This window comes from Micromonospora sp. NPDC047187 (genome assembly GCF_040643355.1).
Classification (GTDB): Bacteria; Actinomycetota; Actinomycetes; order Mycobacteriales; family Micromonosporaceae; genus Micromonospora; species Micromonospora salmantinae.
This window is the reverse complement of the sequence record NZ_JBEYUF010000020.1, coordinates 90,347-116,405: the sequence shown is the minus strand read 5'-3', so window position 1 is coordinate 116,405 and position 26,059 is coordinate 90,347. Positions and strand designations below refer to the sequence as shown.

Annotated in this window: 25 protein-coding genes; 8 read left to right on the top strand and 17 right to left on the bottom strand. The window is 73.2% G+C overall.

Annotation, left to right across the window (positions count from 1 at the left end):
• Positions 1-188: 188 nt before the first annotated feature.
• From mptB (ABZ794_RS26025) to ABZ794_RS26005, 5 genes are read right to left on the bottom strand one after another with little or no spacing between them, the layout of a single operon-like run.
• A complete protein-coding gene (mptB, locus tag ABZ794_RS26025; protein ID WP_357517995.1) occupies positions 189-1,673 on the bottom strand; it encodes a polyprenol phosphomannose-dependent alpha 1,6 mannosyltransferase MptB in 1,485 nt (494 codons plus the stop codon).
• A 14-nt stretch (positions 1,674-1,687) separates the two neighbouring features.
• The gene (gene mptB / locus ABZ794_RS26020) at positions 1,688-3,088 is read right to left on the bottom strand and encodes a polyprenol phosphomannose-dependent alpha 1,6 mannosyltransferase MptB (protein WP_357517993.1); all 1,401 of its coding nucleotides are present in this window, start codon (positions 3,086-3,088) and stop codon (positions 1,688-1,690) included.
• Between the two features lie 48 nt (positions 3,089-3,136).
• Positions 3,137-4,756 (bottom strand): hypothetical protein, encoded by a 1,620-nt coding sequence (locus ABZ794_RS26015; RefSeq protein WP_357517991.1) that lies wholly within the window; start codon positions 4,754-4,756, stop codon positions 3,137-3,139.
• A complete protein-coding gene (locus ABZ794_RS26010; RefSeq protein WP_238690578.1) occupies positions 4,749-7,769 on the bottom strand; it encodes a bifunctional [glutamine synthetase] adenylyltransferase/[glutamine synthetase]-adenylyl-L-tyrosine phosphorylase in 3,021 nt (1,006 codons plus the stop codon). Before ABZ794_RS26010 ends, ABZ794_RS26015 begins: the two co-directional genes overlap by 8 nt.
• A complete protein-coding gene (locus ABZ794_RS26005; protein WP_210787071.1) occupies positions 7,769-8,536 on the bottom strand; it encodes a type 1 glutamine amidotransferase in 768 nt (255 codons plus the stop codon). Before ABZ794_RS26005 ends, ABZ794_RS26010 begins: the two co-directional genes overlap by 1 nt.
• 113 nt (positions 8,537-8,649) lie before the next feature.
• On the opposite strand from ABZ794_RS26005, the gene ABZ794_RS26000 reads away from it, so the two are divergent.
• The gene (locus ABZ794_RS26000; protein ID WP_357517988.1) at positions 8,650-9,585 is read left to right on the top strand and encodes an LD-carboxypeptidase; all 936 of its coding nucleotides are present in this window, start codon (positions 8,650-8,652) and stop codon (positions 9,583-9,585) included.
• Between the two features lie 156 nt (positions 9,586-9,741).
• On the opposite strand, the gene ABZ794_RS25995 is transcribed toward ABZ794_RS26000, so the two are convergent.
• The gene (locus ABZ794_RS25995) at positions 9,742-10,626 is read right to left on the bottom strand and encodes a virginiamycin B lyase (RefSeq protein ID WP_357517986.1); all 885 of its coding nucleotides are present in this window, start codon (positions 10,624-10,626) and stop codon (positions 9,742-9,744) included.
• 185 nt (positions 10,627-10,811) lie between these two features.
• Between ABZ794_RS25995 and ABZ794_RS25990 the strand changes: the two genes are divergently transcribed.
• Positions 10,812-11,282: a hypothetical protein gene (locus ABZ794_RS25990; RefSeq protein WP_210787427.1), complete on the top strand. Its 471-nt coding sequence runs from the start codon at positions 10,812-10,814 to the stop codon at positions 11,280-11,282.
• Between the two features lie 241 nt (positions 11,283-11,523).
• On the opposite strand, the gene ABZ794_RS25985 is transcribed toward ABZ794_RS25990, so the two are convergent.
• From ABZ794_RS25985 to glnA, 4 genes are all read right to left on the bottom strand, one after another.
• Complete coding sequence (locus ABZ794_RS25985; RefSeq protein ID WP_112582648.1) at positions 11,524-11,907, bottom strand: VOC family protein; 384 nt, start codon at positions 11,905-11,907, stop codon at positions 11,524-11,526.
• A 153-nt stretch (positions 11,908-12,060) separates the two neighbouring features.
• On the bottom strand, positions 12,061-12,753 hold the full coding sequence (locus tag ABZ794_RS25980; RefSeq protein ID WP_210787426.1) for a WYL domain-containing protein: 693 nt from the start codon (positions 12,751-12,753) through the stop codon (positions 12,061-12,063).
• Positions 12,754-12,912: 159 nt separating this feature from the next.
• Positions 12,913-13,338, bottom strand: a complete 426-nt coding sequence (locus tag ABZ794_RS25975; RefSeq protein WP_210787425.1) for a DUF350 domain-containing protein — start codon at positions 13,336-13,338, stop codon at positions 12,913-12,915.
• 89 nt (positions 13,339-13,427) lie between these two features.
• Positions 13,428-14,777, bottom strand: coding sequence for a type I glutamate--ammonia ligase (gene glnA, locus ABZ794_RS25970; RefSeq protein ID WP_210787424.1), 1,350 nt, complete (start codon positions 14,775-14,777; stop codon positions 13,428-13,430).
• Positions 14,778-15,062: 285 nt separating this feature from the next.
• Between glnA and ABZ794_RS25965 the strand changes: the two genes are divergently transcribed.
• Together ABZ794_RS25965 and panB are read left to right on the top strand one after the other, a co-directional pair.
• Entirely contained in the window at positions 15,063-16,820 is a 1,758-nt protein-coding gene (locus ABZ794_RS25965; protein ID WP_210787423.1) for an NAD+ synthase, read from the top strand.
• A 209-nt stretch (positions 16,821-17,029) separates the two neighbouring features.
• The gene (gene panB, locus ABZ794_RS25960; RefSeq protein ID WP_210787422.1) at positions 17,030-17,875 is read left to right on the top strand and encodes a 3-methyl-2-oxobutanoate hydroxymethyltransferase; all 846 of its coding nucleotides are present in this window, start codon (positions 17,030-17,032) and stop codon (positions 17,873-17,875) included.
• A 68-nt stretch (positions 17,876-17,943) separates the two neighbouring features.
• Here panB and npdG read toward each other — a convergent pair whose 3' ends face one another.
• The 4 genes from npdG to ABZ794_RS25940 form a co-directional block, all read right to left on the bottom strand.
• Positions 17,944-18,642, bottom strand: coding sequence for an NADPH-dependent F420 reductase (gene npdG / locus ABZ794_RS25955; RefSeq protein ID WP_112620287.1), 699 nt, complete (start codon positions 18,640-18,642; stop codon positions 17,944-17,946).
• A 116-nt stretch (positions 18,643-18,758) separates the two neighbouring features.
• Positions 18,759-20,189, bottom strand: a complete 1,431-nt coding sequence (locus ABZ794_RS25950) for an RNB domain-containing ribonuclease (RefSeq protein ID WP_238690574.1) — start codon at positions 20,187-20,189, stop codon at positions 18,759-18,761.
• An 80-nt stretch (positions 20,190-20,269) separates the two neighbouring features.
• Entirely contained in the window at positions 20,270-21,091 is an 822-nt protein-coding gene (locus tag ABZ794_RS25945) for a histone (RefSeq protein WP_210783551.1), read from the bottom strand.
• An 83-nt stretch (positions 21,092-21,174) separates the two neighbouring features.
• The gene (locus tag ABZ794_RS25940) at positions 21,175-21,378 is read right to left on the bottom strand and encodes a hypothetical protein (RefSeq protein ID WP_238687280.1); all 204 of its coding nucleotides are present in this window, start codon (positions 21,376-21,378) and stop codon (positions 21,175-21,177) included.
• A gap of 175 nt (positions 21,379-21,553) precedes the next feature.
• Between ABZ794_RS25940 and ABZ794_RS25935 the strand changes: the two genes are divergently transcribed.
• Positions 21,554-22,051, top strand: coding sequence for an NUDIX domain-containing protein (locus tag ABZ794_RS25935; RefSeq protein WP_238690572.1), 498 nt, complete (start codon positions 21,554-21,556; stop codon positions 22,049-22,051).
• A gap of 3 nt (positions 22,052-22,054) precedes the next feature.
• Here ABZ794_RS25935 and ABZ794_RS25930 read toward each other — a convergent pair whose 3' ends face one another.
• Both ABZ794_RS25930 and ABZ794_RS25925 read right to left on the bottom strand, forming a co-directional pair.
• Positions 22,055-23,017: a hypothetical protein gene (locus tag ABZ794_RS25930; protein WP_357517980.1), complete on the bottom strand. Its 963-nt coding sequence runs from the start codon at positions 23,015-23,017 to the stop codon at positions 22,055-22,057.
• Positions 23,011-23,346: a PadR family transcriptional regulator gene (locus ABZ794_RS25925; protein WP_357517978.1), complete on the bottom strand. Its 336-nt coding sequence runs from the start codon at positions 23,344-23,346 to the stop codon at positions 23,011-23,013. Before ABZ794_RS25925 ends, ABZ794_RS25930 begins: the two co-directional genes overlap by 7 nt.
• Before the next feature lie 81 nt (positions 23,347-23,427).
• Between ABZ794_RS25925 and ABZ794_RS25920 the strand changes: the two genes are divergently transcribed.
• On the top strand, positions 23,428-24,279 hold the full coding sequence (locus ABZ794_RS25920; protein WP_210783545.1) for an endonuclease/exonuclease/phosphatase family protein: 852 nt from the start codon (positions 23,428-23,430) through the stop codon (positions 24,277-24,279).
• Positions 24,280-24,336: 57 nt separating this feature from the next.
• Here ABZ794_RS25920 and ABZ794_RS25915 read toward each other — a convergent pair whose 3' ends face one another.
• On the bottom strand, positions 24,337-25,203 hold the full coding sequence (locus tag ABZ794_RS25915) for a GyrI-like domain-containing protein (protein ID WP_357517976.1): 867 nt from the start codon (positions 25,201-25,203) through the stop codon (positions 24,337-24,339).
• A gap of 143 nt (positions 25,204-25,346) precedes the next feature.
• On the opposite strand from ABZ794_RS25915, the gene ABZ794_RS25910 reads away from it, so the two are divergent.
• Together ABZ794_RS25910 and ABZ794_RS25905 are read left to right on the top strand one after the other, a co-directional pair.
• On the top strand, positions 25,347-25,469 hold the full coding sequence (locus ABZ794_RS25910; protein WP_255751071.1) for a hypothetical protein: 123 nt from the start codon (positions 25,347-25,349) through the stop codon (positions 25,467-25,469).
• Positions 25,470-25,506: 37 nt separating this feature from the next.
• Positions 25,507-26,025: a hypothetical protein gene (locus ABZ794_RS25905; protein ID WP_357517974.1), complete on the top strand. Its 519-nt coding sequence runs from the start codon at positions 25,507-25,509 to the stop codon at positions 26,023-26,025.
• Positions 26,026-26,059: the final 34 nt, after the last annotated feature.

Sequence of the window (26,059 nt, the reverse complement as noted above, 5' to 3'; positions counted from 1 at the left end):
CCTCTTCCTCCGCGTGGTGTGCTGTCTCCCCCCCCCGGCGGGGTCCGCCGGCGCTGTACCCCCGGCCGGCCGGGCCCGGCCCCCCGGGGCGCGGGCCCGGTTCGCTCTGCCTGACGCCCCGCCCCTCCGGCACCCGATCATGAGGTTGGCGGGGCGTTCCGTCCAGATTGCCCCCGTCAACCTCATGATCAACGACGGCGGGCGGTGCGGGTGGTGCGGACGAGCACGGTCAGGAGCAGGGCGGTCATCGCCAGGGCACCGGGCGCCTTGGTGACGCGGGCCAGGTTGGTGCCGTCGGGCAGGGCGAGGAAGGCTGCCGCCGCGGTGGGCAGCACGAACCACGTCGTGCGGGCGGCGGTGAGCGCCAGCAGCGCCAGCGGCCAGGTCGCGTACCAGGGGTGGAAGACCGGGGACAGGACGACGGTGGCGACCAGTGCCAACGCCGCGCCGCGCAGCGCCACCCGGGACCGCGCCACCCGAGGACACCCAGCCTCGGGAGCCGCGACCTCGTTCAGCCCGCGCAGGGTCTGCCAGGCCCGCCACCAGAGCACCACCAGCACCCCGACGAGCAGCAGCAGCGCGACCGCCCGGACAACCGGCACCGCCTGCGGGTCCCGGCCGACCAGCGCGCCGGCGTAGTCCACCACGAAGCCCACGGCGGTGGGTGGCGACGTCCACTGCTCCGAGTCGCCGCTGTGGGTCAGCCCGCCCACCCAGCCGAAGCCGAGGCCGGACACCGCCGAGGTGACCAGCAGCGCGGCGAGCAGCCCTCCGGCCAACCAACAACAGTGGCGCAGCAACGCCCGCACTGTGTACTGGTCGGGCATCCCGGCCAGCACGGCGAACGGCACCACCACCACGGCGCTGGCCTTCACAGTGACCGCCAGCCCGAGCAGCGCTCCGGCCAGCAGCAGCGCCGCCGGCCGACCTGGTCGACGGACCACGACCAGCAGTCCACCCAGCAGCAGGCCCAGCATCACGGCGTCGTTGTGCGCGCCGGCCACCAGGTGTACACCGACCAGCGGACCGGCCAACGCCAACCAGACCGCCCGCCGGGCCGGCACCCCGGCCGCCCGCGCCAGAGCGGGCAGGCAGAGCGCTGCCAGCAGCAGCCCCGCAACGGCGATCACGCGCAGCGCCACGATGGTCCCGGTGAGCCCGCCGCCGAGGCCGACGGCGAGGGCCGCGAGCAGGACGAACACCGGCCCGTACGGTGCCGGGGTGTCCCGCCAGATCGGCGCCACCGTATCCAGCCAGGGGCAACCCGCCGCCGCCACCCCCACCGTGTACGGGTCGACGCCGTGCGCGTACGTCCAGCCCTGGCAGGCGTACGAGTAGACGTCCCGGCTGCCCAGCGGCGGCGCGAGCAGCAGCGGTAGCGCCCACAGCCCGGCGGTGACGTACACCCAACGGGTCGACGGCGCGCCCTCGCGCAGTGACCACCACGCCCCGACCAGCAGCACGGTGCCGATCAGCCAGCAGCTCAGCGTCGCCGGGCCGTTCGGGGTTCGCCAGATCGACGCGGGTGTCGCGCCCAGCGGGGCGTCAGGCAGTGCCCCGCCGAGGTATCCGGCCACGGCGAGCAGGACCACGCCGGCCAGGCCCGCGTACCGAGCACCCAATGACGCCAACGACACAGGCGGCGGCGGAACAGGCGGGCCGGGAGCGGTCACCGGCGCACCTTCCCTCAATCGGCGGCGACCGGCTGACGGGCCGCCCGAGCCGACCGTACCAACCGGACGACCAGCACGATCACCAACAGCGTCATCAGCGGCGCACCGACCGTCTTGGTGTACCTGGGCAACCCGGTGCCGTCGGGCAGCACCAGAAACGACGCGACCAGGGCGACGACTGTGAACCATCTGGTGCGCTGGGCGGTGGCCGCCAGCACGAACAGCGGCCAGGTCCAGTACCAGGGGTGTACGACGGGGGCGAGCGCGACGGTGAGGGCGAGCGCGAGGCCGGCGTGGTACAGCGGGTCGCGGGTGCGGGCCCGCCACCAGAGCCAGACGAGCAGGACGGCCAGGAGGACCACGGCGATCCCGCGGGTGACCGGCAGCGCGTCGATGTGGCCGCCGAACAGCGCCGCGACGTACCCGACCGTCTGCCCCACCGCGGTCGGCGGGGACGTCCAGGCGATGGCGGCGCCACCCTGGGACAGCCCGCCGATCCAACCGAAGTCCAGCCCACCGGCGACTGTCACGCCGACCACGCTGGCGACCGCGCCGCCGACGACCCAGCCGCCGTCGCGGATCAGCGTGCGGATCCGGTACGGCCCGGCGGTGGCCGCCAGTGCGGCGAACGGCACCACCACCACGGCGGTCACCTTGATCGCCACCGCGACTCCGAGGAGCAGGCCGCCGACCAGCAGCATTCCGCGCCGACCCGGGTGCGCCGCCACCACGGCCAGCCCACCGACCAACGCGGCGAGCATCAGCACGTCGTTGTGGGGGCCACCGATCAGGTGCGCGGCGACCAGCGGGGAACCCAACGCCAGCCACACCGCCCGCTTCGCCGGCACACCGGCCCGACGCGCAAGCGCCGGCAGGGCCCACGCGGTGAGGACCACGCCGACCAGCGACAGCGCACGGAACAGCACGATGCTGGCGGTCAGCGAACCGGTGGCCTTCACCACGGCGCCCGCGATGAGCACGAACAGCGGCCCGTACGGCGCCGGGGTGTCGCGCCAGATGACCGAGACCGTGTCCAGCCAGGGGCAGGGCAGCGCGGAGACGCCCTGCTCGTACGGGCTGATGCCGCCGACGAAGCTGGCGCCCTGGCAGGCGTACGCGTACACGTCCCGGCTGCCGAAGGGCGGTGCGATCAGCAACGGCAGCAGCCAGAGCCCGACGGTGACCAGGGCCCACCGCGTCGAGGGTCCCCCGTCGCGCAGCGCCCACCAGGCGTACGCCATCAGGCCGGTGCCGACCAGCCAGGCGGCGAGGATCAGTGGGCCGTTGGGCCCCTGCCAGATGCTGACCGGGGTGCTGCGCAGGGGGCCGCTGGGAAACGCGCCGCCGAGGAAAGCGGAGAGCGCGAGCAGCATTGAGCCGGCCAGGCCGGTCCAGCGCGCGAGGTGGGAAGGCACGCCGGACATGCTGCCAGCCCGTCGGTGGAAGGCCGACGGCAGGCACGGTCAGCAGTGGCGCGCCGGTGCCAGCCCACTGAAGATCGAGTAGTCGCCGGCGGCGCGGACCCGCACCTCGGTCCACCCGTCCGCGCCCGGTCGCAGACAGCCGTCCGGGCCGCTCACCGTGAGCCAGCGCGACCAGCGCACCCGGACCGGCACGTCCCCGGGCGTGGCGGTCAGGCGAACCGCGCCGCGGTCGGCGGCGACCAGTTGACCCGGCGCACCGACCAGCGGGGTCGGATCGACCACTGCGTACATCCGCCAGGTCGGGTCACGCCAGACCTCCCGCAGGTACGGCAGGCCGGCGCGGATCAGCGCGGCCTCGTCGCGGCCCCACCGGTCGGCGGGTGCGTCCGGGGCGAGCACCACGTAGCTCACCGCCTCGTGCCGTAACCACTGCTCGTACGTCTGCGCGTTCAGGTTGCCGTCGTAGAACAGCGCGTTGCGGTCGCTGTCGACCTGGCGTTCCCAACCTCGGGCCAGTGGCACTGTCGGCGGCAGGTACGCGGACTCCCAGTGGTCGCGCAGCGGCACCACCTCGACCCGTCCGGCCGGCTGCCGCCGGTCGAGTTCGGCGACGAGCGGTTGGTAGAAGCCTTCGGCGCTCTCCGGTGCGCCGGCCCGGGTCACGTCGCTCGTCATCACCGGGGACTGCCACCAGACGGTCGCGGCGAGCAGCCCGGCCAGCCACGGCCCCGGCAACGCGGCGTACCCGGCCAGCACGGGCAGGGCGAACAGCATCGGCAGCCGTAGCGCGTTGGAACCGATCGGGCTGGGCACGTAGTACGCCCCGATCAGGAGCAGCACGGTGAGCGCCGCGCCGACGCGCAGCACCCGGCGGCGACGCGGCAGCACGACCGCCACCAGCACCGCGAGCGCGACGTTGATGCGCATCGACTCGGCCGAGTACGGCTGGGTTCCGCCGTTGCCGAAGACGAACGCCATCGGGGCGAGCGTGACGGCGGGTGCCACGGCCAGGACGAACCCCTCGGCCAATGGTCGCTCGGCTCGCCAGCCTCCGGGCAGCGGGCGGCCCGGCCCGTCACCGGTGCGCAGGGCGCCCAGCAGCAGCGCCGCGCCGGCCAGCCCGGTGAACAGGCCGGCGACCGGGCTGGCCGCCGTCGCCAGGGCGGCGCAGACGGCGGCGAGCGTCAACCGGAGCCAACGCGGCGGGCCTTCCACGCTGACCGCGCAGAGCGCCAGCAGCCCGAACGCCAACCCGACCGCGAAGGTGATCCGACCACTCGCCAGGTTGCCGACCAGCACCACAGCGCCGAGGACGCCGGCCAGCAGCGGTCGACGGGCCCGGTTGCGGGTGAACAGCCAACCCAGCGCGGCCGCGCCGACCACGGCGGCGACCGCCCCCAGCAGACGTACCCCGATCAGCGCGCCCAACCTGGCCGTGAAGAGGCTGTAGCCGTACTGGTTGACGCCGCCGTACCAGCCGAAGTCGACCGGCGCGGCCCCGTACCGCTCGGTGAACCCGGCACGGGCCACCTGGGCGGCGAGGTCGGTGCCCATCGGCGGCGCGAGGAGGAACGCGACGGCGAGCAGCACCGCCACAGCGGTCGCCGCCGTCCAGCCCGCGACGCTCCGCCCGGTTGGGGGCGGCGACGCGTCAGGCATCGAGGACCCGTTCGGCGGCGGCGCGGGAGCGGCGGCCGGTGCGCAGGTACTCGTCGAGGAACTCCCCCGGGTCGTCTCGGCCGAGCAGCCGGGCCACCCCGGCCAACTCCACCCCGTGCCGGGGCAGTTGGTCGCCGGCCCGGCCCCGGACCAGCATCAACGCGTTGCGGACCTGCGCGGCCAGGGCCCAACCGGCGGCCATCTCCGCGGCGTCCGCCGGGTCGATCAGGCCGGCCCGCTCGGCCGCCGCGAGGGCGTCGAGGGTACGCGTGCCGCGCAGCGCCGGGTTCGCGCCGGCGTGCCGGAGCTGGACGAGTTGCACCGCCCACTCCACGTCGGCGAGCCCACCGCGCCCCAGCTTGGTGTGGGTGGCCGGGTCGGCGCCACGGGGCAGCCGTTCGGTCTCCACCCGGGCCTTGATTCGCCGGATTTCGACGACCTGCTCGCGGGTCAGCCCGTCGGCCGGGTAGCGCACCGGCTCGATCATCGCCTCGAACTCGGCGCCCAGGTCGGCGTCGCCGCAGACGAACCGGGCGCGCAGCAGTGCCTGCGCCTCCCACACCCGCGACCAGCGGGCGTAGTACTGCGCGTACGCGGCGAGGCTGCGTACCAGCGGACCCTGGCGGCCCTCCGGTCGCAGGTCGGCGTCGACGCCCAGCGGCGGGTCGGGGGCGGGTACGCCGAGCAGCCGGCGCAGTTCCTCGGCGACGGCGTGCGCGGCGGCGCTGGCGGCGCTCTCGCTGGTGCCCGGCGGCGGGTCGTAGACGAAGAGCACGTCGGCGTCGGAGAGGTAGTTCGACTCGTACCCGCCGAGTCGGCCCATGCCGATCACCGCGAACCGTAGCCCTGCCGGTGCCGGCTGGCTGGCCTGGGCGGCCCGCAGCGCGGCGGCCAGGGTGGCGTCGGTGACGTCGGCGAGCGCCGTACCGACCTCGGTGATGTCGGACAGCCCGCGGGCGGGCCGGTTCGCGCCGTCGGGCCTGGTGGGGCTGGGCGCGAGCGCGCCGGCCCGGCAGAGCACGTCGGCGCAGGCCACCCGGACCAGCTCGCGACGTCGCAGCGCGCGCACCGCGCTGGTGGCCTCGACCGGGTCGGTGTGTCGGGCCGCCGCCGCCAGGAACCCCTCCCGCAGCACCTCGGGCGCGCGTGGCGTCAGCTCGTTCTCCTCGGCCAGCAGGCGCAGCGCCTCCGGGTCGCGGGCGAGCAGGTCGGCGACGTACCGGGACAGCGCGAGGACCCGGGCCAGCCGACGGGCGACCGGGCCGCCGTCGCGCAGCAGCCGCAGGTACCAGGGGGTGCTGCCCAGCTTGTCGGAGACCTTGCGGTAGTTGAGCAGCCCCCGATCGGGCTCCGGCGCGTCGGCGAACTCGCTGAGCAGCACCGGCAGCAGGGTGCGCTGGATGGCCGCCGTGCGGCTCACCCCGCCGGTGAGCGCCTGGAGGTGGCGCAGCGCGCCGGCCGGGTCGGCGAAGCCGAGGATCTCCAGGCGGTTCCTGGCCGCCTCCGGGGTGAGCCGCAACCCGTCCGCCGGCACCCGGGCCACCGACTCCAGCAACGGCCGGTAGAGCAGTTTGGCGTGCAGTCTGCGTACCTCGGTGGCGTGGGTGACCCACTCGGCCCGGAAGCTCTCCACGGCGCTGCGCCCCGGCGCGGCCGTGAAACCCAGCGCGGCGGCGAGCCAGCGCAGCGCGCCCGGCTCGGCGGGCACCGTGTGCGTACGACGCAGGCCCTGGAGTTGCAGCCGGTGCTCGACGCTGCGCAGGAAGCGGTAGCCGCGCAGCAGGGCCTCGCCGTCGGCCCGACCGACGTAACCGCCGGCGACGAGCGCGCGCAACGCCGGGATGGTGCCGGGCGGGCGCAGCGTCTCGTCACCGCGACCGTGCACGAGTTGCAGCAACTGGACGGCGAACTCGATGTCGCGCAGCCCGCCCGGACCGCGCTTGATCTCGCGCTCCAGCTCCTTCGGCGGGATGTGGTCGATGATCCGGCGGCGCATGGCGCGGACGTCCTCGACCGCCTCGGGCCGCTCGGCCGCCCGCCAGACCAGCGGCGCGAGCTGGTCGATCCACTCCTGGGCCAGCGGCAGGTCCCCGGCGGCCGGGCGGGCCTTGAGCAGCGCCTGGAACTCCCAGGTGCGCGCCCACCGCCGGTAGTAGGCCAGGTGGCTGGCGAGGGTCCGCACCAGCGGGCCGCGGCTGCCCTCGGGGCGCAGCGCGGCGTCCACCGGCCAGGCGACCAGCCCACAGATGTAGATCAACCGGGTCGCCACCAGGGTCGCGGCGGACAGGTCGGCATCCTCGGCGGCGACGAAGATGACGTCCACGTCGGAGACGTAGTTCAGCTCGCCGCCGCCGCACTTGCCCATCGCCACGACCGCGAGCCGGGGCCGCTCGGTCCCCTCCGCCAGCTCCGCGACAGCGATCTCGTACGCCGCGGAGAGCGTCGCGTCGGCCAGCGCGGAGAGCGCCGCCATCGTCTGTTCCAGGCCGCGACCGCCGGTCAGGTCGGCCGCCGCGATCCGCAGCAACGCCAGGCGGTACGCGGTCCGCAGCGCCGCCACCGCGTTGCCGCCGTCGGCCGGTTCCAGCCGCCCCTCGGCGGTCGGGGCGAGCCCGTCCGGGGCGGTCCGCAGCGCCTGGTAGTGCTCGGGGTGGGCCACCAGGTGGTCGCCGAGCGCCGCCGACGCGCCGAGCACCGCGATCAGCCGCCGCCGTAGCCCGGGGTCGTTGTGCAGGTCCGCGAGCAGCGGCGATGCGGCACCGCCGTCGGTGGTGCGACCCTCGGCCTCCACGATGCGGTGCAGTTGGCGCAGCGCCAGGTCCGGGTCGGCGGCCCGGGACAGCGCGGCGAGCAACTCCGCGGCGGCCTCGTCGACCGGCTCCTGCTCGGCCGGCTGCCACAGCCGCAGCCCCTCCGGGCCGAGCAGGTCCGCGGCGCGCGCGCCGCCGTCGCCTTCGGCGGTGCCGAAGCCGTACCGGGCGAGCCGGCCCGGTGCCCTGGTCGGCCGGCTCATCAGTGCCCGAGCAGCGGCAGGCCGCGCCGCATCGTGCTGTCGTCCAACTCGCCGAGGGCCAACGCGGCGAACCGGGCGGCGAACGGCTGCCAGACCTCCTCGACGTCGGGCAGCACCGAGGCGCAGGCCGCGACCACCAGCTCCGGGTCGTAGCCCAGCTCGGCGAGTTGGGTCGAGTCGGTGGCCCAGTCGGCGATCATCGCGGCGTCGCACTCGATGTGGAACTGCAACCCCCACGCCCGGTCACCGAGGCGGAACGCCTGATGCGGGTAGCGGGTGGACGCGGCCAGCAGGGTCGCGCCCCGAGGCAGCTCGGTGATCTCGTCGGAGTGCCACTGGAGCACGTCCGGGATCAGCGGCACGTACCGGAACAACGGGTCGTTCTCGGCGGCGTCGCGCCGGCCGACCACGCCGGGGCCGATCTCCGGCCCGGACGGGCTGCGCTCCACCAACCCGGCGTGCGCGGTGGCGAGCAGCTGCGCGCCCAGGCAGACCGCCAGGGTCGGCACCCGGTACCGGACCGCCTTGCGCAGCAGGCCCTCCACGGCGGGAAACCAGTGCGCGCCGGGCGAGCCGTCCGGCAACGGGTACGCCTGTTGGTCGCCGCCGAGCACCACCAGCGCCGCGTACCCCTCCAGGTCGGCGGGGAGTTCGTCGCCGGCGTGCGGGCGCACCACCCACAGCTCCAGCCCAGCCTCGGTCAGCCACTCACCCAGCCGGCGCGCGTCGTCCGTCGGGTCGTTCTCGATCACCAGCGCGGTTGCCACCCGTCGAGGCTAGCCGGTACGCCCCACGGCACCACGCCCCGGCACGGGCCGCGCTTCCTCCCGCCGCCCGTGCACGGGTCCCGACCACGGCGGGGTGATTAGGCTCTGCGGTTGTGATCAGCGAGGACACCCCAGCCGTACGCCCGCCCGTGCTGCGCCCGGGTGACACGGTGCTGCTGGTGTCGCCGTCCGGGCCGACCTCGCCGGAGCGGGTGGCCCGGGGCATGGAACTGCTCACCGGCTGGGGCCTGCGCCCGGTGCCGGCGCCGAACGCGTACGCCCGCCACGGCTACCTCGCGGGCACCGACGACCTGCGCGCCGCCGACCTGAACGCGGCCTTCGCCGACCCGGACGTGCGAGGGGTGATCTGCACTCGCGGCGGCTACGGCGCCCAACGGATCGTGGACGCCATCGACATGGCCGCCGTCCGCCGCGACCCGAAGGTGGTGGCCGGCTTCTCGGACATCACCGCGTTGCAGTTCGCGCTGTGGCGGGGCGCCCGCCTGGCCGGAGTGCACGGCCCCGGGGCAGCCTGGCGCGACGAGCGGACGCCGCTGCGCTCCGCCGAATCCCTGCACGCGGCGCTGATGACCACCGAACCGGTGTCGATCACCGCGGTCCCCACCGAGGAGACCTTCGGCGTACGCGTCCCGGGTCGCGCCACCGGCACCCTGCTCGGCGGCAACCTGTGCATGATCGCCGCGTCGATCGGCACGCCCGACCTGCCCGACCTGACCGGTGCGGTGCTGTTGATCGAGGACGTGCAGGAACCCCCGTACAAGGTCGACCGGATGCTCACCCACCTGCGCCGGGCCGGCGCGCTGGACAGACTGGCCGGGGTGGCTGTCGGGCAGTTCACCGACTGCGGCGACGGCTGGGACACCACAATCGTCGACGTACTCACCGAACGCCTGGGCGACCTGGGCGTACCGGTCCTCGGCGGCCTCCCCATCGGCCACGGCCCCAACCAGCTCACAGTCCCGGTTGGCACAACCGCCACCCTCGACACCACCACCGCCACCCTCACCGCAACCCCCGCAGTCCACTAACCCCCCACCCCCACCCCCACCCCTCCCCTCCCCCCTCCCCGGTGATCAAGAGGTTTGCGTCATGTCCGGAGCGGATCCTGACGGAAACCTCTTGATCAACCAGGGCGGGGCTGAGGGGGATGGGCGGGTCGCCAGTTCAGGCGGGGGTCGGTGGGCTTAGGGGGGTGGGGTTAGGTGGGCTATGGCGCCGATTTCCAGGGCGGCCCAGATGCCGGTGGAGGTGCGGGTGATGCCGTGCGGTTCGGCGTTGGGAGTGGGTAGGGCGTAGCCCTCGATCCGTCCGGCGGGGTCGAGGTGACCGATCCGGTTGGCGCCCCACTCGGTGAACCACGCGCCGCCGTCCGGATCGGCCACGATCGCGTGCGGGCGGGCCGCCCGGTCCGGCAGCGGGAACTCGGCGATCTCGCCGTCCGGGTCGATCCGGCCGAGCTGACCGGCGGCGATCTCCACGAACCAGATGACGCCGTCATCGCCCAGCGTGATGCCGACCGGCCCCGCCTTCAATGTGGGTAACGGATGCAGCGTCACCCTGCCGTCGAGGTCGATGCGACCGATCGCATTGGCCTGGTTGAGGGTGAACCAGAGAGCCTGGTCCGCGCCAGCAGTGATCATCGAGGCGAATCCGCCGGTCACCGGCAGCGGGAATGCGGTGTGGGTGCCGTCGGTCTCCACCCGGCCGATGGTGTCGGAGGTCATCCCGGCGTACCAGAGCGCGCCATCAGGCCCAGCCGCGATGCCACCCGGCCCGGCACCGGCCGGCAGGGCGACGGTGCGCTGCTCACCGTCGACGGTGATCCGACCGATCCGGTCGTCTCCCGAGCGGGTGAACCAGAGCGCCCCGTCCGGCCCGGCCGTGATGATCAGCGGGCGACCGCCGGCCGGCTCCAGCGGGTAGGTCCGGACCGCGCCGTCGGGCGACAACCGGGCGATGCCGCCGGCCTGGGCCAGCGTCAGCCACAGCGCGCCGTCCGGGCCGGGCGTGATGCCGTACGGCCCGGCGCCCGGCTCGACGAGTGGAATCTCCCGAATCTCGACGGTCATGCCGTGGGGTCCTTCCGTCGGTGGATCGTCCACCCTGACCGCTCGGCCACCGCCCACACAACCGATTTCGTCCACTGCCGGCCCTGATTGTCAGCTCGCTGACAGGGTCGCCACGGCTTCCGCCCAGACTGCCCGGTCACTGTCGGTGACGACAGCGCACGATGACCGAACCTCTGGAGGACAGCATGTCCCGCACCATCCGCAGGAAGCACCTGCTGGCCGGCCTGGCCACCGCCGGCGTCCTCGGCGTCGGGATCGCGGCCCCGACGATCGCGTTCGCCGCCGACACTTCCACGCCGACACCGAGCGCCAGCACCGCCCCGGCTCCCGGCGGGGCTCCGGGTGCGAAGGCCGACCGGCAGGGCGAGTTCGCCGAGGCGCTCGCCAAGGAGCTGGGCGTGCCCACCGACAAGGTGACCGCCGCACTGGAGAAGATCCGCGAGCAGCACCGCCCGACCGACCGCCCGCAGCGCCCGTCCGCCGAGGACCGGCAGGCCGCGCTCAAGCAGCGCCTGGACCAGGCCGTCAAGGACGGCAAGCTCACCCAGGAGCAGGCCGACGCCATCACCAAGGCCGTCGAGGCCGGCGTCTTCCCCGGCCCCGGCGGCCACCGCGGTCCAGGCGGCCACCACGGCGCTGGTACGCCCGGCAAGTAGTCCGGCGAGTCCGGCCCCGGCAGGCACGAGCAGGCCGGGGCCGAACTCGGTACGGCCCGGGCAGGCCGGGGCCGGCCTCGGCACGCCCCCGGCAGCCGGCAGCCGGCCTCGCACGCCCCGGGCAGCCCGCGGCCGGCCTCGGCACGCCCCGGGGCAGACCCGGTCCGCCCTGTTGGCCCGACCCAGAGCCAGCCCGAGCGACAGTCAGGCCAGCCGGGCATCAGCCCGGCCCTGGAAGGGGTCAGGGCTGCGGGGGCGGGGGCGTGAAAACACCCAGGTGGTTGCCGGCCGGGTCGAGTAGGTGGGCCAGTGTGAGACCGCTCGGTGCCGTACGCGCTGGCACCAGGACCCGGCCGCCGGCAGCTTCGGCCTGTCGGCAGGTCTCCGCCACGTCGGCGACTTCGGCGTAAAACACCGCGTAGTTCGGCGACGTCCCGTCAGTTGCCCGGATCGCCCCGCCGATCCCGGTGTCGCCGCCGGCCCCGGTCACGCGGTAGGACCCGCCGTTGGTCGAGCCCTGCTCCTCGAAGGTCCAGCCGAACAACTCTCCGTAGAACCGCTCCGCGTCCTCGGGCCGGTCGGTGCCGATCTCGAACCAGGTGATGGGCGTGGTGGACCTGGACATCTACTGCCTCCAGAATTTCCGTGCCGGCCGTTCGGCCGTCGTCTGGAGCAGTCTCGGGGCCGTTGGCGACAGCGTCCTGTCGGTGTTTCCGGATCACCCGGCGGGGTTTCCAGCGACGAGACCCACCCTGGCCCGCCGCGCCGCGGACGGGTCTCAGACCAGGCTCAGTGGGCGGACCCGCTCGTGCGGGATGTCGAGATCCGTCAGGCGTAGCTCCCGGGTCACCACGTCGGGCAGCGCCCAGACGCTCCGGATCCGGTCCGTGCGGAAGCACCGCAGCTCATCGCGGAGACGGCACCAGGCGACCAGGTACCAGTGTCGGGAGTTGCCGAGGTAGCCGACTGGTTCGACGTCACGGGTCGAGTCGGCGCCGGCACGGTCGGCGTACCGGATGCGCAGCACGCGCCGCGCGGCGACCGCGTCGGCGACGGTGGCCGGGACGGGCGCGGCTGGCCCGTCGCCGATCAGGTGCACCCGGCCGGCGAGACGGTGCGCCTCGGCGGCGTCGGCGGCCGGCAGCACAGCGACCAGCTTGCGCAGCGCGGTGGCGGCCGGCCCGGCGAACGGCGAGCCGGCGAGCCGGTGCAGCGCCACTGCCATCGCCACCGCCTCGGCGGCGGTCAGGTTTACCGGCGGCAGGGTGCGGGCGCGGTCCAGGACGTAGCCGCCGGTGCGCCCGGGTTCGGCCCAGATCGGCACCCCGGCCTCCTGCAACGCGCCGAGGTCCCGTTCGATGGTCCGGCTGCTCACCTCGAAGCGCGCGGCCAGCCAGCGGGCGCTGCGCGGCCGAGGTGACACCGCCCGCAGCTCCTCGACCAGTGCGTAGAGGCGATCCGTGCGGTTCATGCCCCGCACGCTACGGCCGGGGTACGACGCCCTCCGGCGACCGCCCGCACGGCAAAGCGGACGACCGCCACAACGACGCCGACAACCGCCCACCCGGCAACGCGGACAGCAGCCACGGCGACGCGGACAACCGCCCGCACAGCGACGCGGGCAGCTGGCTCAGGCGATGCAGGCGCAGACGATCAGCGCGGCCCCGAAGTGGGTGGCGGCGCTGACCCGGGCGGCCGGGTGCGGCTCGGGCGAGCAGATGACCTCGCCGAGCTTGCCGGGGGTGAGCAGGTCCAGCACCACGAAGGCCAACGCCATGATCGCCAACCCGACCAGTCCGAAGACCACGGTGGAGGCGAGCCCCTTGCCGAAGTCGCTGTAGCTGGTGAGGATCGCGGTGAAGACGATTCCGGCGATGCCGAGCTGGTTGGCGGCGAGCAGCAACCCCGCGTTGGCGTTGCGCTCGACCCAGATCAGGTCTCGCAGCCGACCCGGGGTGAGCAGGTCGACGAGCCCGAAGCCGGCGGCCATGAGGCCGACGCCGACGAGCCCGAACACGACGCTCTGCCAGGCACCGCTGAACAGATCCTCCAGCACCGACTTGCCTCCCGACTCTCCGCCCGGAGGGGTACCGGCGCGGTGATCGAGACGATAGCGGCAGCGCGCAACGGCGTCAGCCCCCGCGTCTACAGGGCCAGGTAGCGCTGCCGCTCGTACGGGGTGACCTCACGGCGGTACTGCTCCCACTCGGCCCGCTTGTTGCGCAGGAAGAAGTCGAAGACGTGCTCGCCGAGCACCTCGGCGACCAGTTCGGACCCGGCCATCACGTCGATCGCCTCGGCGAGGTTCTCCGGCAGCGCCTCGTAGCCCATGGCGCGCCGCTCCGCGCTGGTCAGCGACCAGACGTCGTCCTCGGCGCCCGGCGGCAGCTCGTACCCCTCCTCGATGCCCTTCAGGCCGGCGCCGAGCAGCACCGCGAAGGCGAGGTACGGGTTGGTCGCCGAGTCCAGCGAGCGGACCTCGACCCGGGCCGAGTTGGGCTTGCCGTAGGCGGGAACCCGGACCAGCGCGGACCGGTTGAGGTGACCCCAGCAGACGTACGCCGGGCTCTCGGTGATCCGGTCGGGCAGGTGCTGCGGGAAGAGCCGCTTGTACGAGTTGACCCACTGGTTGGTGACCGCCGTGTACTCGCGGGCGTGCACCAGCAGACCGGCGATGAACGACTTCGCCACCTTGGACAGCTTCATCGGGTCGCCGCTGTCGTGGAAGGCGTTGCGCTCCCCCTCGAACAGCGACAGGTGGGTGTGCATCCCGCTGCCCGGCTGGTCGGTGAACGGCTTCGGCATGAAGCTGGCCTGCACACCGGTGGAGAGTGCTACCTCCTTGACCACGTGCCGGAAGGTCATGATGTTGTCGGCGGTGGTGAGCGCGTCGGCGTAGCGCAGGTCGATCTCCTGCTGGCCGGGGGCGACCTCGTGGTGGCTGAACTCCACCGAGATGCCGATCCGTTCCAGGGCCAGTACGCCCTGGCGGCGGAAGTCCCGGGCCACGGCGTGGGTGGTGTGCTCGAAGTAGCCGCCGGTGTCGACCGGGGTGGGCACCGAGCCGTCCTGCGGACCGTTCTCGAGCAGGAAGAACTCGATCTCGGGGTGGGTGTAGAAGGTGAAACCCTTCTCGGCTGCCTTGGACAGCGCACGGCGCAGCACGTGCCGGGGGTCGGCCCAGGACGGGCCGCCGTCGGGCAGCAGGATGTCGCAGAACATCCGGGCGCTCTCGCCGCTGACGCCGCCTTCGAAGGGGAAGACCTGGAAGGTGGTCGGGTCGGGCATGGCAACCATGTCCGATTCGAAGACCCGGGCGAAGCCCTCGATCGCCGAGCCGTCGAAGCCGATGCCTTCCTCGAAGGCCGCCTCGAGCTCGGCGGGTGCCACCGAAACGCTCTTGAGCGTGCCCAGAACGTCGGTGAACCACAGCCGGACGAACCGGATGTCCCGCTCTTCCAGCGTGCGGAGGACGAACTCCTGCTGACGGTCCACTTCCCCAACCCCTCGCGACACTCTTTTGTCCGCCTTGGCCGGGCTGTACCCGACCTGATCGCCCAGTGTTCCCGGGCCTGGTTACGCAGACGTTACGCGAACTGCCGCCGGCCGTCCTCTCGTGTCCCGCCCGGCGAGCGCGGGGCCAGTGCCGGGCCGCCGAGGCCGCCGCCACGATGGCCGAGCTCCCGCCGCCGCGGCCTCGGGGACGCCCGTCGCGGCGGGTGGCGGCAATCTCGTCGGAGGGTACGGATTGTCGCGACGAGGCTGGGGCAAGATGAAGGCATGCCCACCCTGCGTCTCGCCCTGTCCCAGGTCAACCCGAGCGTCGGCGACCTCGCCGGAAACGCCGACCTGGTCCGCAGCTGGACTCGCCAGGCCGCCGATGCCGGTGCCCAGCTGGTGCTCTTCCCGGAGATGATGCTGACCGGGTACCCGGTCGAGGACCTCGTCTTCCGGCGTTCCTTCGTCGCCGCGTCCCGGGCCGCCGTGGAGCGGCTGGCCGCCGACCTGGCCGCTGACGGTCTCGGCGAGCTGCCGGTCGTGGTCGGTTACCTGGACGCCGACGGTCCGCCGCAGGTCAGCGGGGACGCCGAGCCGGGCCGAGGTGCCCGCAACGCCGCCGCGCTGCTGCACCGGGGCGTCGTGGCCGCCCGCTACTTCAAGCACCACCTGCCCAACTACGGGGTCTTCGACGAGGACCGGTACTTCGTCTCCGGTGACGCGCTGACAGTGGTGCGGATCGGCGGCGTGGACGTCGCGCTGACCATCTGCGAGGACCTGTGGCAGGCCGGCGGTCCGTTCGCCGCGGCCCGGAGGGCCGGCGTCGGCCTGGTCGTCAACATCAACGGCTCGCCGTACGAGCTGAACAAGGACGACATCCGGCTGCCGCTGGTCCGCCGCCGGGCCGCCGAGGCGGGCGCCGCCATCGCGTACGTCAACATGACCGGCGGCCAGGACGAGCTGGTCTTCGAGGGCGACTCGATGATCGTGGGCGCCGACGGTGAGCTGCTCACCCGGGCCCCGCAGTTCGTCGAACACCTGCTCGTCCACGACGTCGAGTTGCCGGCCGCCGCCACCGGGCCGACCACCGAGACGCTGGCCGACGGGATGCGGATCGTGCACAGCACGCTGGACGGCATTCCGCCCACGCCGTCCGGCCCGGCCGCCACCGGCGGGCTGATCGAGCCGGTGGCCGACGAGGCCGAGGTGTGGCAGGCGCTGGTGCTGGGTCTGCGCGACTACGTCAACAAGAACCGGTTCCCGTCGGTGGTGCTCGGTCTCTCCGGCGGCATCGACTCGGCGGTGGTGGCGGCGCTCGCCGTCGACGCGCTCGGGCCGGACCGGGTGGTCGGGGTGTCGCTGCCCAGCCAGCACTCCTCGGAGCACTCCCGGGAGGACGCCGCCGACCTGGCCAAGCGCACCGGCCTGGACTACCGCGTCGAGCCGATCCAGCCGATGGTCGACGGCTTCCTGGCCAACCTGTCGCTGTCCGGCGTGGCAGTGGAGAACCTGCAGGCCCGGGTCCGTGGCGTGATCCTGATGGCGCTGTCGAACCAGGAGGGCCACCTGGTGCTGACCACCGGCAACAAGAGTGAGCTGGCGGTCGGCTACTCCACCCTGTACGGCGACTCGGTGGGCGGCTTCAACCCGGTCAAGGACGTCTGGAAGACGCTGATCTGGCGGCTCGCGAAGTGGCGCAACAGGGACGCGGCACGGCGCGGTGAGACCGCCCCGATCCCGGAGAACTCGATCGGCAAGCCGCCGAGCGCCGAGCTGAGCCCGGGCCAGCTCGACAGCGACAGCCTGCCCGACTACGACGTCCTGGACCCGATCCTGATCGGCTACGTCGACGGTGACCTCGGCCGCGACGGGCTGGTCGAGTCGGGTCACGACCCGGCGATCGTGGACAAGGTGCTGCGGCTGGTGGATACCGCCGAGTACAAGCGACGGCAGTCGGCGCCGGGCACGAAGATCTCCATGAAGGCGTTCGGCCGGGACCGCCGTCTGCCGATCACCAACCGGTGGCGCGAGCACGGCTGAGCCGTACCCCTGGGGGTGCCGGGTCGGTGGCGCGGCCCGGCGCCGCCGCGCGGTGACCTCGCGGCGCGGTCGCGGGTGGCCAGGTGGGGCGGCCCCGCGCTGGTGGAGTGACATCTTGCACTGGGCCCTGCCGTCAGCCCGTCTCGCGGTGCGACGATCGCGGCGGAACCCGGGGACCGCGCAGGCGGCCTCGAGGAAGGGAGACAGAGATGGTGGAGTCCACTCCGCACGAGGTGACCGCGTTGTACGGCGGCCCGGCCACCCGACGGGTCCGCACCCGCGACCTGACGGCCGCCAAGGAGCGCGGCGAGCGGTGGCCGATGCTCACCTCGTACGACCAGTACACGGCGTCGATCTTCGACCAGGCCGGTGTTCCGGTGCTGCTGGTCGGCGACTCGGCCGCGAACAACGTGTTCGGCTACGAGACCACCCTGCCGATCACCGCCGACGAGCTGCTTCCGCTGGTCCGGGCCGTGGTGCGGGCGACCCGGCAGGCGCTGGTCGTCGGTGACCTGCCGTTCGGCTCGTACGAGGAGGGCCCGGCCCAGGCGCTGCGCACCGCCGTCCGGTTCATGAAGGAGGGTGGCTGTCACGCGGTGAAGTTGGAGGGTGGCCGCCGAAACGCCGCGCAGATCGCCGCGATCGTCGGCGCTGGTATTCCGGTGATGGCGCACATCGGTTTCACCCCGCAGAGTGAGCACACCCTGGGCGGCTACCGCGTGCAGGGTCGCGGCGACGCCGCCGACGAGGTGCTGGCCGACGCGCGGGCGGTGGCGGAGGCGGGCGCGTTCGCCGTGGTGTTGGAGATGGTGCCCGGCGAGGTGGCCAAGCGGATCACCCACGAGCTGCCGATCCCCACTGTGGGCATCGGCGCGGGCCCGGACACCGACGCGCAGGTGCTGGTCTGGCAGGACATGGCCGGGCTTCGGACGGGCAAGGCACCCCGTTTCGTCAAGCGGTACGCGGATCTGGCCGGCGCTCTCACCGACGCCACCCGCCGTTTCGCCGACGAGGTCCGCGGCGGCGAGTTCCCCGCCGCCGAACACACCTTCTAGTACCGGGCACGGCGTGATCCACCCGGCTTTGCCTTTGCCGAGATCAGGGGTGGATCACGCCGCTCCTGTCAGAGGTCGGTGACGCGGATGCCGGCGTGCGCCTTGTAGCGCTTGTTGATGGCGATCAGGTTGGCGGTGAACGCCTCGATCTGGTGGGCGTTGCGCAACCGGCCGGCGTAGACGCCCCGCATGCCGGGAATCCGGGCGGCCAACGCGCCGACGATGTCGACCAGCTCACGGTCCTCGGTGCAGATCAGCACGTCCAGGTCGATCCGGTCGACCTCGGGGTCGGCCAGTAGCGGAGCGCTGACGTGGTTGAACGCGGCGCAGACCCGGGAGTCGGGCAGCAGCGCGGCGGCCTGCTGCACGGCGCTGCCCTCGGCGACGGTCAGCGCGTACGGGCCCTGCTTGTCGAAGCCGAGCGGGTTGACGCAGTCGACGACGATCCGGCCGGCGAGCGGCTCGGCGAGGGCTGCGACGGTGGCGGCGTGCCCGTCCCACGGCACCGCGATGATCACCACGTCGCTGCGTCGGGCCACCTCGTCGTTGGCCGCACCGGTGACGCTGCCGCCGGCCGGCACGCCGGGCAGGGCGGCGATCTCGGCCGCGGACTCGGCGGCCCGCTCAGCCGACCGGGACCCGATCAGCACCGTCTGGCCGGCCCGCGCGAACCGGTAGGCGAGGCCCCGCCCCTGGTCGCCGGTGCCGCCGATGATGCCGACCGTCAGCCCGGACACGTCGGGCAGCGTGCTCGCGTCGTATGCCATGGCCTCATCCTCGCAAACCGCTCGGTCGGTCAGCAGCGCCGAGCGCTGTGAGAATCCCCGCTGCCGCGAGCTGGTCGCGCCGGCGGGCGAGGAGTGGGCCAGCGACGGCGGTCCGGTCAGGCCAGCTCGAACAGGACGGTGCGGGCCGTCGGGTCGGCGGTGACCAGGCGGACCCGGACGCGTTCGCCGAGCGGCAGTTGGCCGAGGCAGCGGGCCCGGACCGGCGGGGCGTCCAGCGCGACGGTGCCACCGGGCGGTCGGGGCCGGGACTTGCCGTTGGGCGGGGCGTCGACGTCGAGGACGGCCGCGTCGAAGGTCTCGCCCACCCGCTGCTCCAGCACCGCCGCCTCGGCCAACTCGACGGCGCCACGCGCCGCCGCCGAGGAGACCCGGTCGGTGCTCGCCATCACCTCGGGCAGCCGGGGCAACGCGGCGCGAGCCCAGTCGGGCACCGCCTGGCCCGCGTGCAGGGCCAGGCAGACCTCGGTGGCGTACCGGTCGGCCAGTCGCCGCAACGGCGCCGTCACATGGGCGTACGCGGCTGCCACGCCACCATGTTCCGGCTGCTCCGGCAGCTCCCCGTCGAAGGCGGTGTACGCGGCACCGCGCATCAGCTCGGCAGCCTGGTCGATGAACGCTGCGGCGCGCGGCTGGGCGGCGTCCAGACCGGCGATGACCTGCCCCGGGCCCACGTCGTCCGGCCAGTGCACACCCAGCGGCGCGGCGGCGGCCCGCAGCCGCTGCACCGCCTCCGGCTTGGGCGCCGGCATCGTACGCAGCAGACCCACCCGGCCGGCCAGCATGATGTCGGCGGCGGCCATCCCGGTCAGCAGGGAGATCTGCGCGTTGTGCTCCTCCATCGGCACCGGCGCGCGCAGCACCAGCCGCCAGCCCTCACCGTCGGGCTCCAGATCCTGCTCGGGCAGTGGCAGGTTGATGGCGCCTCGGCTCAGCCCACGGGCGGTCAGCCGGTCGCCGATCTCCGGCAGCAGCGCGATCGGGTCGGGTAGCCGCCCGGCCTCGGCTGCCGCCTGCACCCCGGCGTAGTCGAGTTTGGCGCGGCTGCGGACCAGGGCGCGTTCCAGCTCGACGGCAACGGTGCCGCCGTCGGCGTCCAGGTCGATGGTCCAGACCACCGCGGCCCGGTCGTCGTCGGGCAGCAGGCTGGCAGCACCCTCGCTGAGGGTGTGCGGGTGCATCGGTACGTTGCCGTCGGGCAGGTAGATGGTCTGCCCCCGCCGCCAGGTCTCCGCCTCCAACGCCCCACCCGGGGTGACGTGCGCGGCGACGTCGGCGATCGCGTACCGCACCCGATAGCCCCCACCGGGGCGGCGGCTGAGGTGCATCGCCTGGTCCAGGTCCCGCGAGGTGGCGGGGTCGACGGTGACGAACGGTATGTCGGTGCGGTCGACGGGCGGCTGCAGCGGTGCCGCAGCCGCCTCGTCGGCTTCACGCTGGGCGTCGGCCGGAAACTCCTCGGGCAGGCCGAGTTCGCGGCGCAACGCGCCGAAGTCGATGCGGGGCGCGAGTACGCGTCGGATGACCACGGGTCAATCCTGACAGCGCCATGGGTGATCCGCTTCCGGTGACCGGCCGGAAATCCGACCGGTGAGGGGATGCTCCGTGCTCAGCCGGTCGCCTTGCGGGCGGCGCTGCGGGCCCCCTTGGGGGCGGTGGCTCGGGCGGCGACCGGGCGGGCCGGAGACTTGCGGGCGGTCACCTTGCGGGCCGGTGCCTTGGCCGCGACGGTCTTCTTCGCGGGGGCCTTCTTCGCCGCCGCCTTGCGGGCGGTGGTCGACGAGGTACCCGTCGCCTTCGCGGCCGGGGCCTTCTTGGCCGGAGCCTTGCGCGCGCCGCCGCTGGGGCGGGTCGACGCGGTCTTCTTCGCCGCGGCCGTCTTCTTCGTCGCTGTCTTCTTGGCGGCGGACGCCTTGGTCGCCACCTTCCGCGCCGGCGCCTTCGCCGCGCTGGTGGTCTTGCGCGCCGGCGCCTTCGCCGCGGTGGTGGTCTTCCTCGCCGCGGTGGTGGTCTTCTTCGCCGCCGAGGCGGTGGTCTTCTTCGCCGCGCTCACCGTCTTCTTCGCCGTACCCGTGGTCTTCTTCGCGGCGGTGGTGGTCTTGCGCGCGGTGGACGCCGGGGCCCCCTTGGCGGCGGTGGTCGTCTTACGGGTGGTGGTCACGGCCTTCGCTGGGGCCTTCTTGGCCGCTGCGGTGGTCTTGGTCGTGGCCTTCTTCGCGGGGGCCTTCGTGGCCGCCGTGGTGGTCTTCCTGGCCGGGGCGCGACCCGCCCCGCCGGCGGCCTTGCGGGCCGGTGCCTTCGCGGCAGCCGCGGTGGACTTGCGCACGGGGGTGGTCCGGCTCGCCGCCGTGTTCCGCTCCGCCGCGGCGGTCTTCTTCGCGGTGGTGCGTCGGGCGGCCGGGCGCTTGGTGGCCTGCTGTGCTTCGGCCATCGTGGTTCCCTCCTCGGGGGACGTGCTCTCGCGTGCGTCCTCGCGGAGCACGAAATACCTCGGCGCGAGCCGTCCCGCGCCGCCTATCTGTCGTCCCCGGCCCAACGAGCGTCCTCGGCATCCCACGCCTCGTTCCGCTCCTGCACTCGTTGCAGGGCGTTCTCCGCGTCGGCCGCCGAGTCGTACGGGCCGAGAACGTGCTTCGCCGGACACACGTTGGTGTCCGTCTCGACCCGGTGATGCCGGGTGCACCAGTAGAACTGCCCACCACGTCCGCTGTCGCTCATGGGAATCACTGTGCACCGCGAACCGGCCGGCCGCCACCGGATCGCACAAGTCGCCGACGATCTCCACAGTAGATATGCATTGCGTTCGTCGGGCCGAAATGGCGAAACGCGTGGGACTGGAACTCCAGAAGATGCGCAGGTGAGCCTCGCTATAGGGCACATCTATGATCGCCGGATGGCGACACCGGACTACATCGTGGGGCTGCGCAAGCACGTCGGTCACGACCTGCTCTGGCTGCCGAGCGTCAGCGCGGTGGTCCGCAACGACGCCGGTGAGCTGCTGCTCGGCCAGCGTGCCGACGACGGGCGCTGGTCGGTGATCAGCGGTTTCGTCGAGCCGGGCGAGCAGCCGGCCACCGCGCTGGTCCGCGAGGTACGCGAGGAGACCGGTCTGGAGGTGGCGCCGGTGCGGATGTCCAGCGCCGTGTCGCACCCGCACACGTACCCGAACGGGGACCGCTGCGACTACCTCAACCTGGGGTTCCTGTGCCGTTTGGTGGCCGGCACCGCCCGGGTCAACGACGACGAGTCGCTGGCCGTGCGGTGGTTCCCGCTGGACCGGCTGCCCGAGCTGGACAAGCACGCCCTGCTGGTCATCGCGTACGCGTTGCGCGAGAACCAGCTGGCCGGTTACCTGGAGCCGGGTACGACGTGGGACGACGTACCCGACTGAGGTTCACACCGGGGTCGGCGCGAGGGCGGCGGGCGCGGCGGGCGCCGACCGGGCCGCCCGGATGGTGTAGGCGAGCGCGTACGGCGTGCAGGCCAGGTAGAGCATGGGTTCCGCCCGCACCTCGTTGGTGACGATGTGGAAGATCTCCCATGAGATGGTGGGCCGGGGCAGGCTGATGTTCCATTCGGTCCACGTGGCGAGGAGCCACAGCGGCGAGGAGAGCCAGTCGACGCCGCCCAATGGCGTCGGACTGCTGACCGGGCCGGCGCGACCGCCCGCCGCGACGACGTCGACGACAGCGAGAATCACCGCGAGGTCGGCGGCGCCGAGCGCGCCGAGGACGCCCACCCACCAGGCCGCACGGAGGCGATTCCGGCCCGCGAGGCTCGCCGCGGCCCAGAGGGCCAGCGTCAGGCCGGCCAACCAGAGCAGCACCCCGGGCACGAACGTGGCCAGGTCGTCCGGGGAGATGGCTGACAGGAACACGACAGCGGTCACGCCGATGGGAAGCACCACGCCGAGCGCGATGCGCAGCGGGCCGTCGAGTGCGGTGTGCCGGGCCCAGCGCGCGGCGAACACCGCCAGCAGCACCGCCAACCCGACGGTGAGCGCCGTCCAGATCGGCCTCTGCATCCGCTCGGACCAGTCCTGGGTCACCACGCGCTCGACCGGCATGAGGGCGTACGCGCTGACGAGCACGATTCCGACGCAGGCGATCGGGGAGAGCAGTAGTGCGGCGACGGTGCGGCCGGCCCGAGCACGCATCACTGTGCGATCGACGATCGGGGCACCGGCGCGGCTGACGGCCAGGCTCACCGCGAAGCCGACCATCTTCGTCCGGCGGCGGCTCTCGGCGAGCACGTGCAGCTCGGCGGCCCACTCGCGGCGCAGGTCGTCGCGAACCTCGGCCGGCCAGCGGCGCGCGGCCAACTCCAACAGCAACTCGGCGGCCCGGCGGGTCACCACGCCGGTGCTCCGGTGGGCTCGGTGCCGCCCCACGAGCGACGGCCACCGTCGGGGATCGCTGCCCGCAGGTCGGCGAGCGCCTGGCGGGCCTGCGTCACCCCGACGGCGGTCAGTCGGTAGTAGCGGCGGGCCGGTCGCCCGGCCGCGACGGGATCGATTTCCTCCCAGTCGGCGACCAGCCAGCCGGCCCCCTGCAACCGGTGCAGCACGGGGTAGAGGGTGCCGCTGGGCAGGCCGGTCAATCGCATCAGGTCGAGCCCGTAGCGCTGCTCGTCGGGCTCGGCGAGCAGCGCCGCGAGCACCTTCGCGACCGGAATCGTCATCCGCATCCGACCACTGTATTGGAACTCTACATAGGGGTGGGGGACGTCAGGATTCCGCCGTGGCCGGCGCGGGTAAGCACAGCGGGCATGACGACGGACGACGAGCCCGCCGGGCTGCGGGTGCTGACCCTCAACCTGCTCGCCCCCGAATTCGCCGACTGGGAACGCCGCCGAGCCGTCCTCAAGCCGGGCCTGGCCCGCCTGCGACCGGACGTGGTCGCCCTTCAGGAAACCGTCTGGGGCAACGGCTACGACCAGGCGACCGACCTGCTCGGCCCGAACCACCACGTGATACGCCACAGCGGGCGCTCCGCCGACGGGGTCGGCGCCGCGCTGGTCAGCCGCTGGCCGGTCGGGACCGTCCGCGAACTCGACCTACACGTCACTGAACGGGTCGACATTCCCTGGTCCGCGGTGGTCGTGGCGGAGATCGAGGTGCCACCGCCCGTCGGCACCGTGCTGGTCGCCCACCACAAACCCACCTACCAGTTCGGGTACGCCCACGAGCGGGAGTTGCAGGCCGCCCGGTCCGCGACCTTCGTCGAGACACTGCTGGCCGGACGGGACCTGCCCGTCGTCCTCGTCGGCGACTTCGACGACGACGTCGACTCCGCCAGCGTGCGCTTCTGGCGCGGCAAACAGTCGCTGCACGGGTGCAGCGTCGCCTACCAGGATGCCTGGCCGACGGTGCACCCGGACGACCCCGGGCACACCTTCACCCCACACAACCCGCTGGTACGAGCGGGCACGATGCCACTGGAGACGGGACGTCGGATCGACTACGTCATGGTCCGCTGCGGCCCCCACGGGCCGAACCTGGCCGTGGCGTACTGCCAGCGGGTCTTCGACGAACCGGTCGACGGGGTCTGGGCCAGCGACCACTTCGGCGTACTCGCGGACCTGCGGCTGCCCGACCACCCGCCGGGCCGGTGGCGGTGAACGGCAGACTTGGCAGGCGCCGGGCCGACGTTGCGCACGTCGACCCGGCGCCGCAGCTCAGGACGGAACCCGCTCCACCGGGATCCACAGCTCGGCGTCCGCCTGGGTGCCGTCCGCCGACACCCGGACCCGGGAGATCTCCGGTCCAGGTCGGCTGCGGTACGGGTTGGACGGAAACCACTGGGTGAACACGTCACGCCACAGGAACTGCACCGCCTGCGGAAACGCACCGGAGATGGTGAACACCGCCCACGAGCCGGCCTGCACCGGCAGCGCGTCCAGGTCCTCCGGCGGCACGGCGCCGGTCACCACCCCGTGCCAGTAGTCCAGCTCGGTGCCCTCCTGCCGGCTGTCGGCGAGGTTGTCGCTGACGTTGACGATTCCCTTCGGCTCCTGATCGGAGAGCGCCTCGATCCGCTCGGTCGTCTCCTTGTCGATGCTCCTGATGAACGCGACGATCGCCGGGTTCATCCCCTCGTGCACCAGCGGGACCCGGGCCTTGCGCCCCACCAGCGCGAACGCGTCCTTGTCGACGATTCGGTACTCCATGCTGCCGCTCCCTTCGACCGTGAGTCGGAAGGACATCCGGGGCTGGGCGCGCAGCGCTGCGCCCGTACGCCGAGCTTCTCCGGGGCCCACGCCGTGCACGGCGTGGAACGCCCGGGCGAACGCCTCCGCCGAGCCGTAGCCGTATTGCACGGCCACGTCGAGCAACGTCCGCTCCCCCGCCAGCACGTCCGCGCCCGCGACGGTGAGCCGACGCCGCCGGATGTACTCCGACAGCGGCATCCCGGCCAGCGCGGAGAACAGCCGCCGGAAGTGGTACTCCGACGTCAGCGCGATCCGCGCCAGCTCGGCCACCTCGATCTTCTGGTCGAGGTGGCGCTCGATGTACGCCATGGCCTCGTTGAGCCGATCCAGCACCCGGGCCTCCTTCCCTTTCGAGCACTGACGCTAGGTCGCGGGGTGGGTCGCCCACCCGACATCCGATGCCCGCATCGGTCGGGTGCGACCGCACGAACCGCCATGTCGTAGCCTGGCGGACTTTGCTTACCGAGGAGGTTGACGTGGCCGAGTATCCGCAGGACGTCGTACAGCGCTTCCACGGCAACCCCGAACAGGTCGACGCCGCCTCGGCGGCAGCAGCCGAGGTCGAGCAGCCGGGCGGAACCACCCGGGCCGACGGTTGATAATCCTGACGGTCGCTCTGCCGGAAAGGGGTCTTCGATGGTGCGATGGCACTGGGTCGTTCCGGTGGTGGCGGCGGCGATGCTCGCTGGTTGTGGCACCGACACGACCCACCCTGTCGACGCCGCGCTACCCCGCGGGGAGAGCCTCGGCGAGCTGCGTCAGCAGGCACGGGAGGCATTGGCCCGGTACGACCAGGCCGTCATCGACGCAGGTGGCGCTGGCGCCGTCACCCCGACGCCACCACCGTGGAACTCCCCGCCGGGGATCGCGATCGAGTCGGCGACCACAACCGGTGCCGGTACGCATCTGACCGTCGACTTCACCGGCGCCTTCGGGCCGGCGACCGGACGCTGTGGCGCCGACTACCACGCGGAGTCGGTCGAGTCGGCCAACGCCGTCGTGGTCATCGTCATCGCGCAGCACCACAACAGCGGCGAGGCGTGCACCCTCGCGGGCTACTCGCGTACCGCAACCCTCAATCTGGCCCAACCGCTGGGCAGGCGGCCGGTCCTCGACGTACGCCAAGGGCAACCGGTCCCGCTCACCCTCAGGTGAGCGCGATCAGCGTGTTCAGCGCGGCAGTCACGCG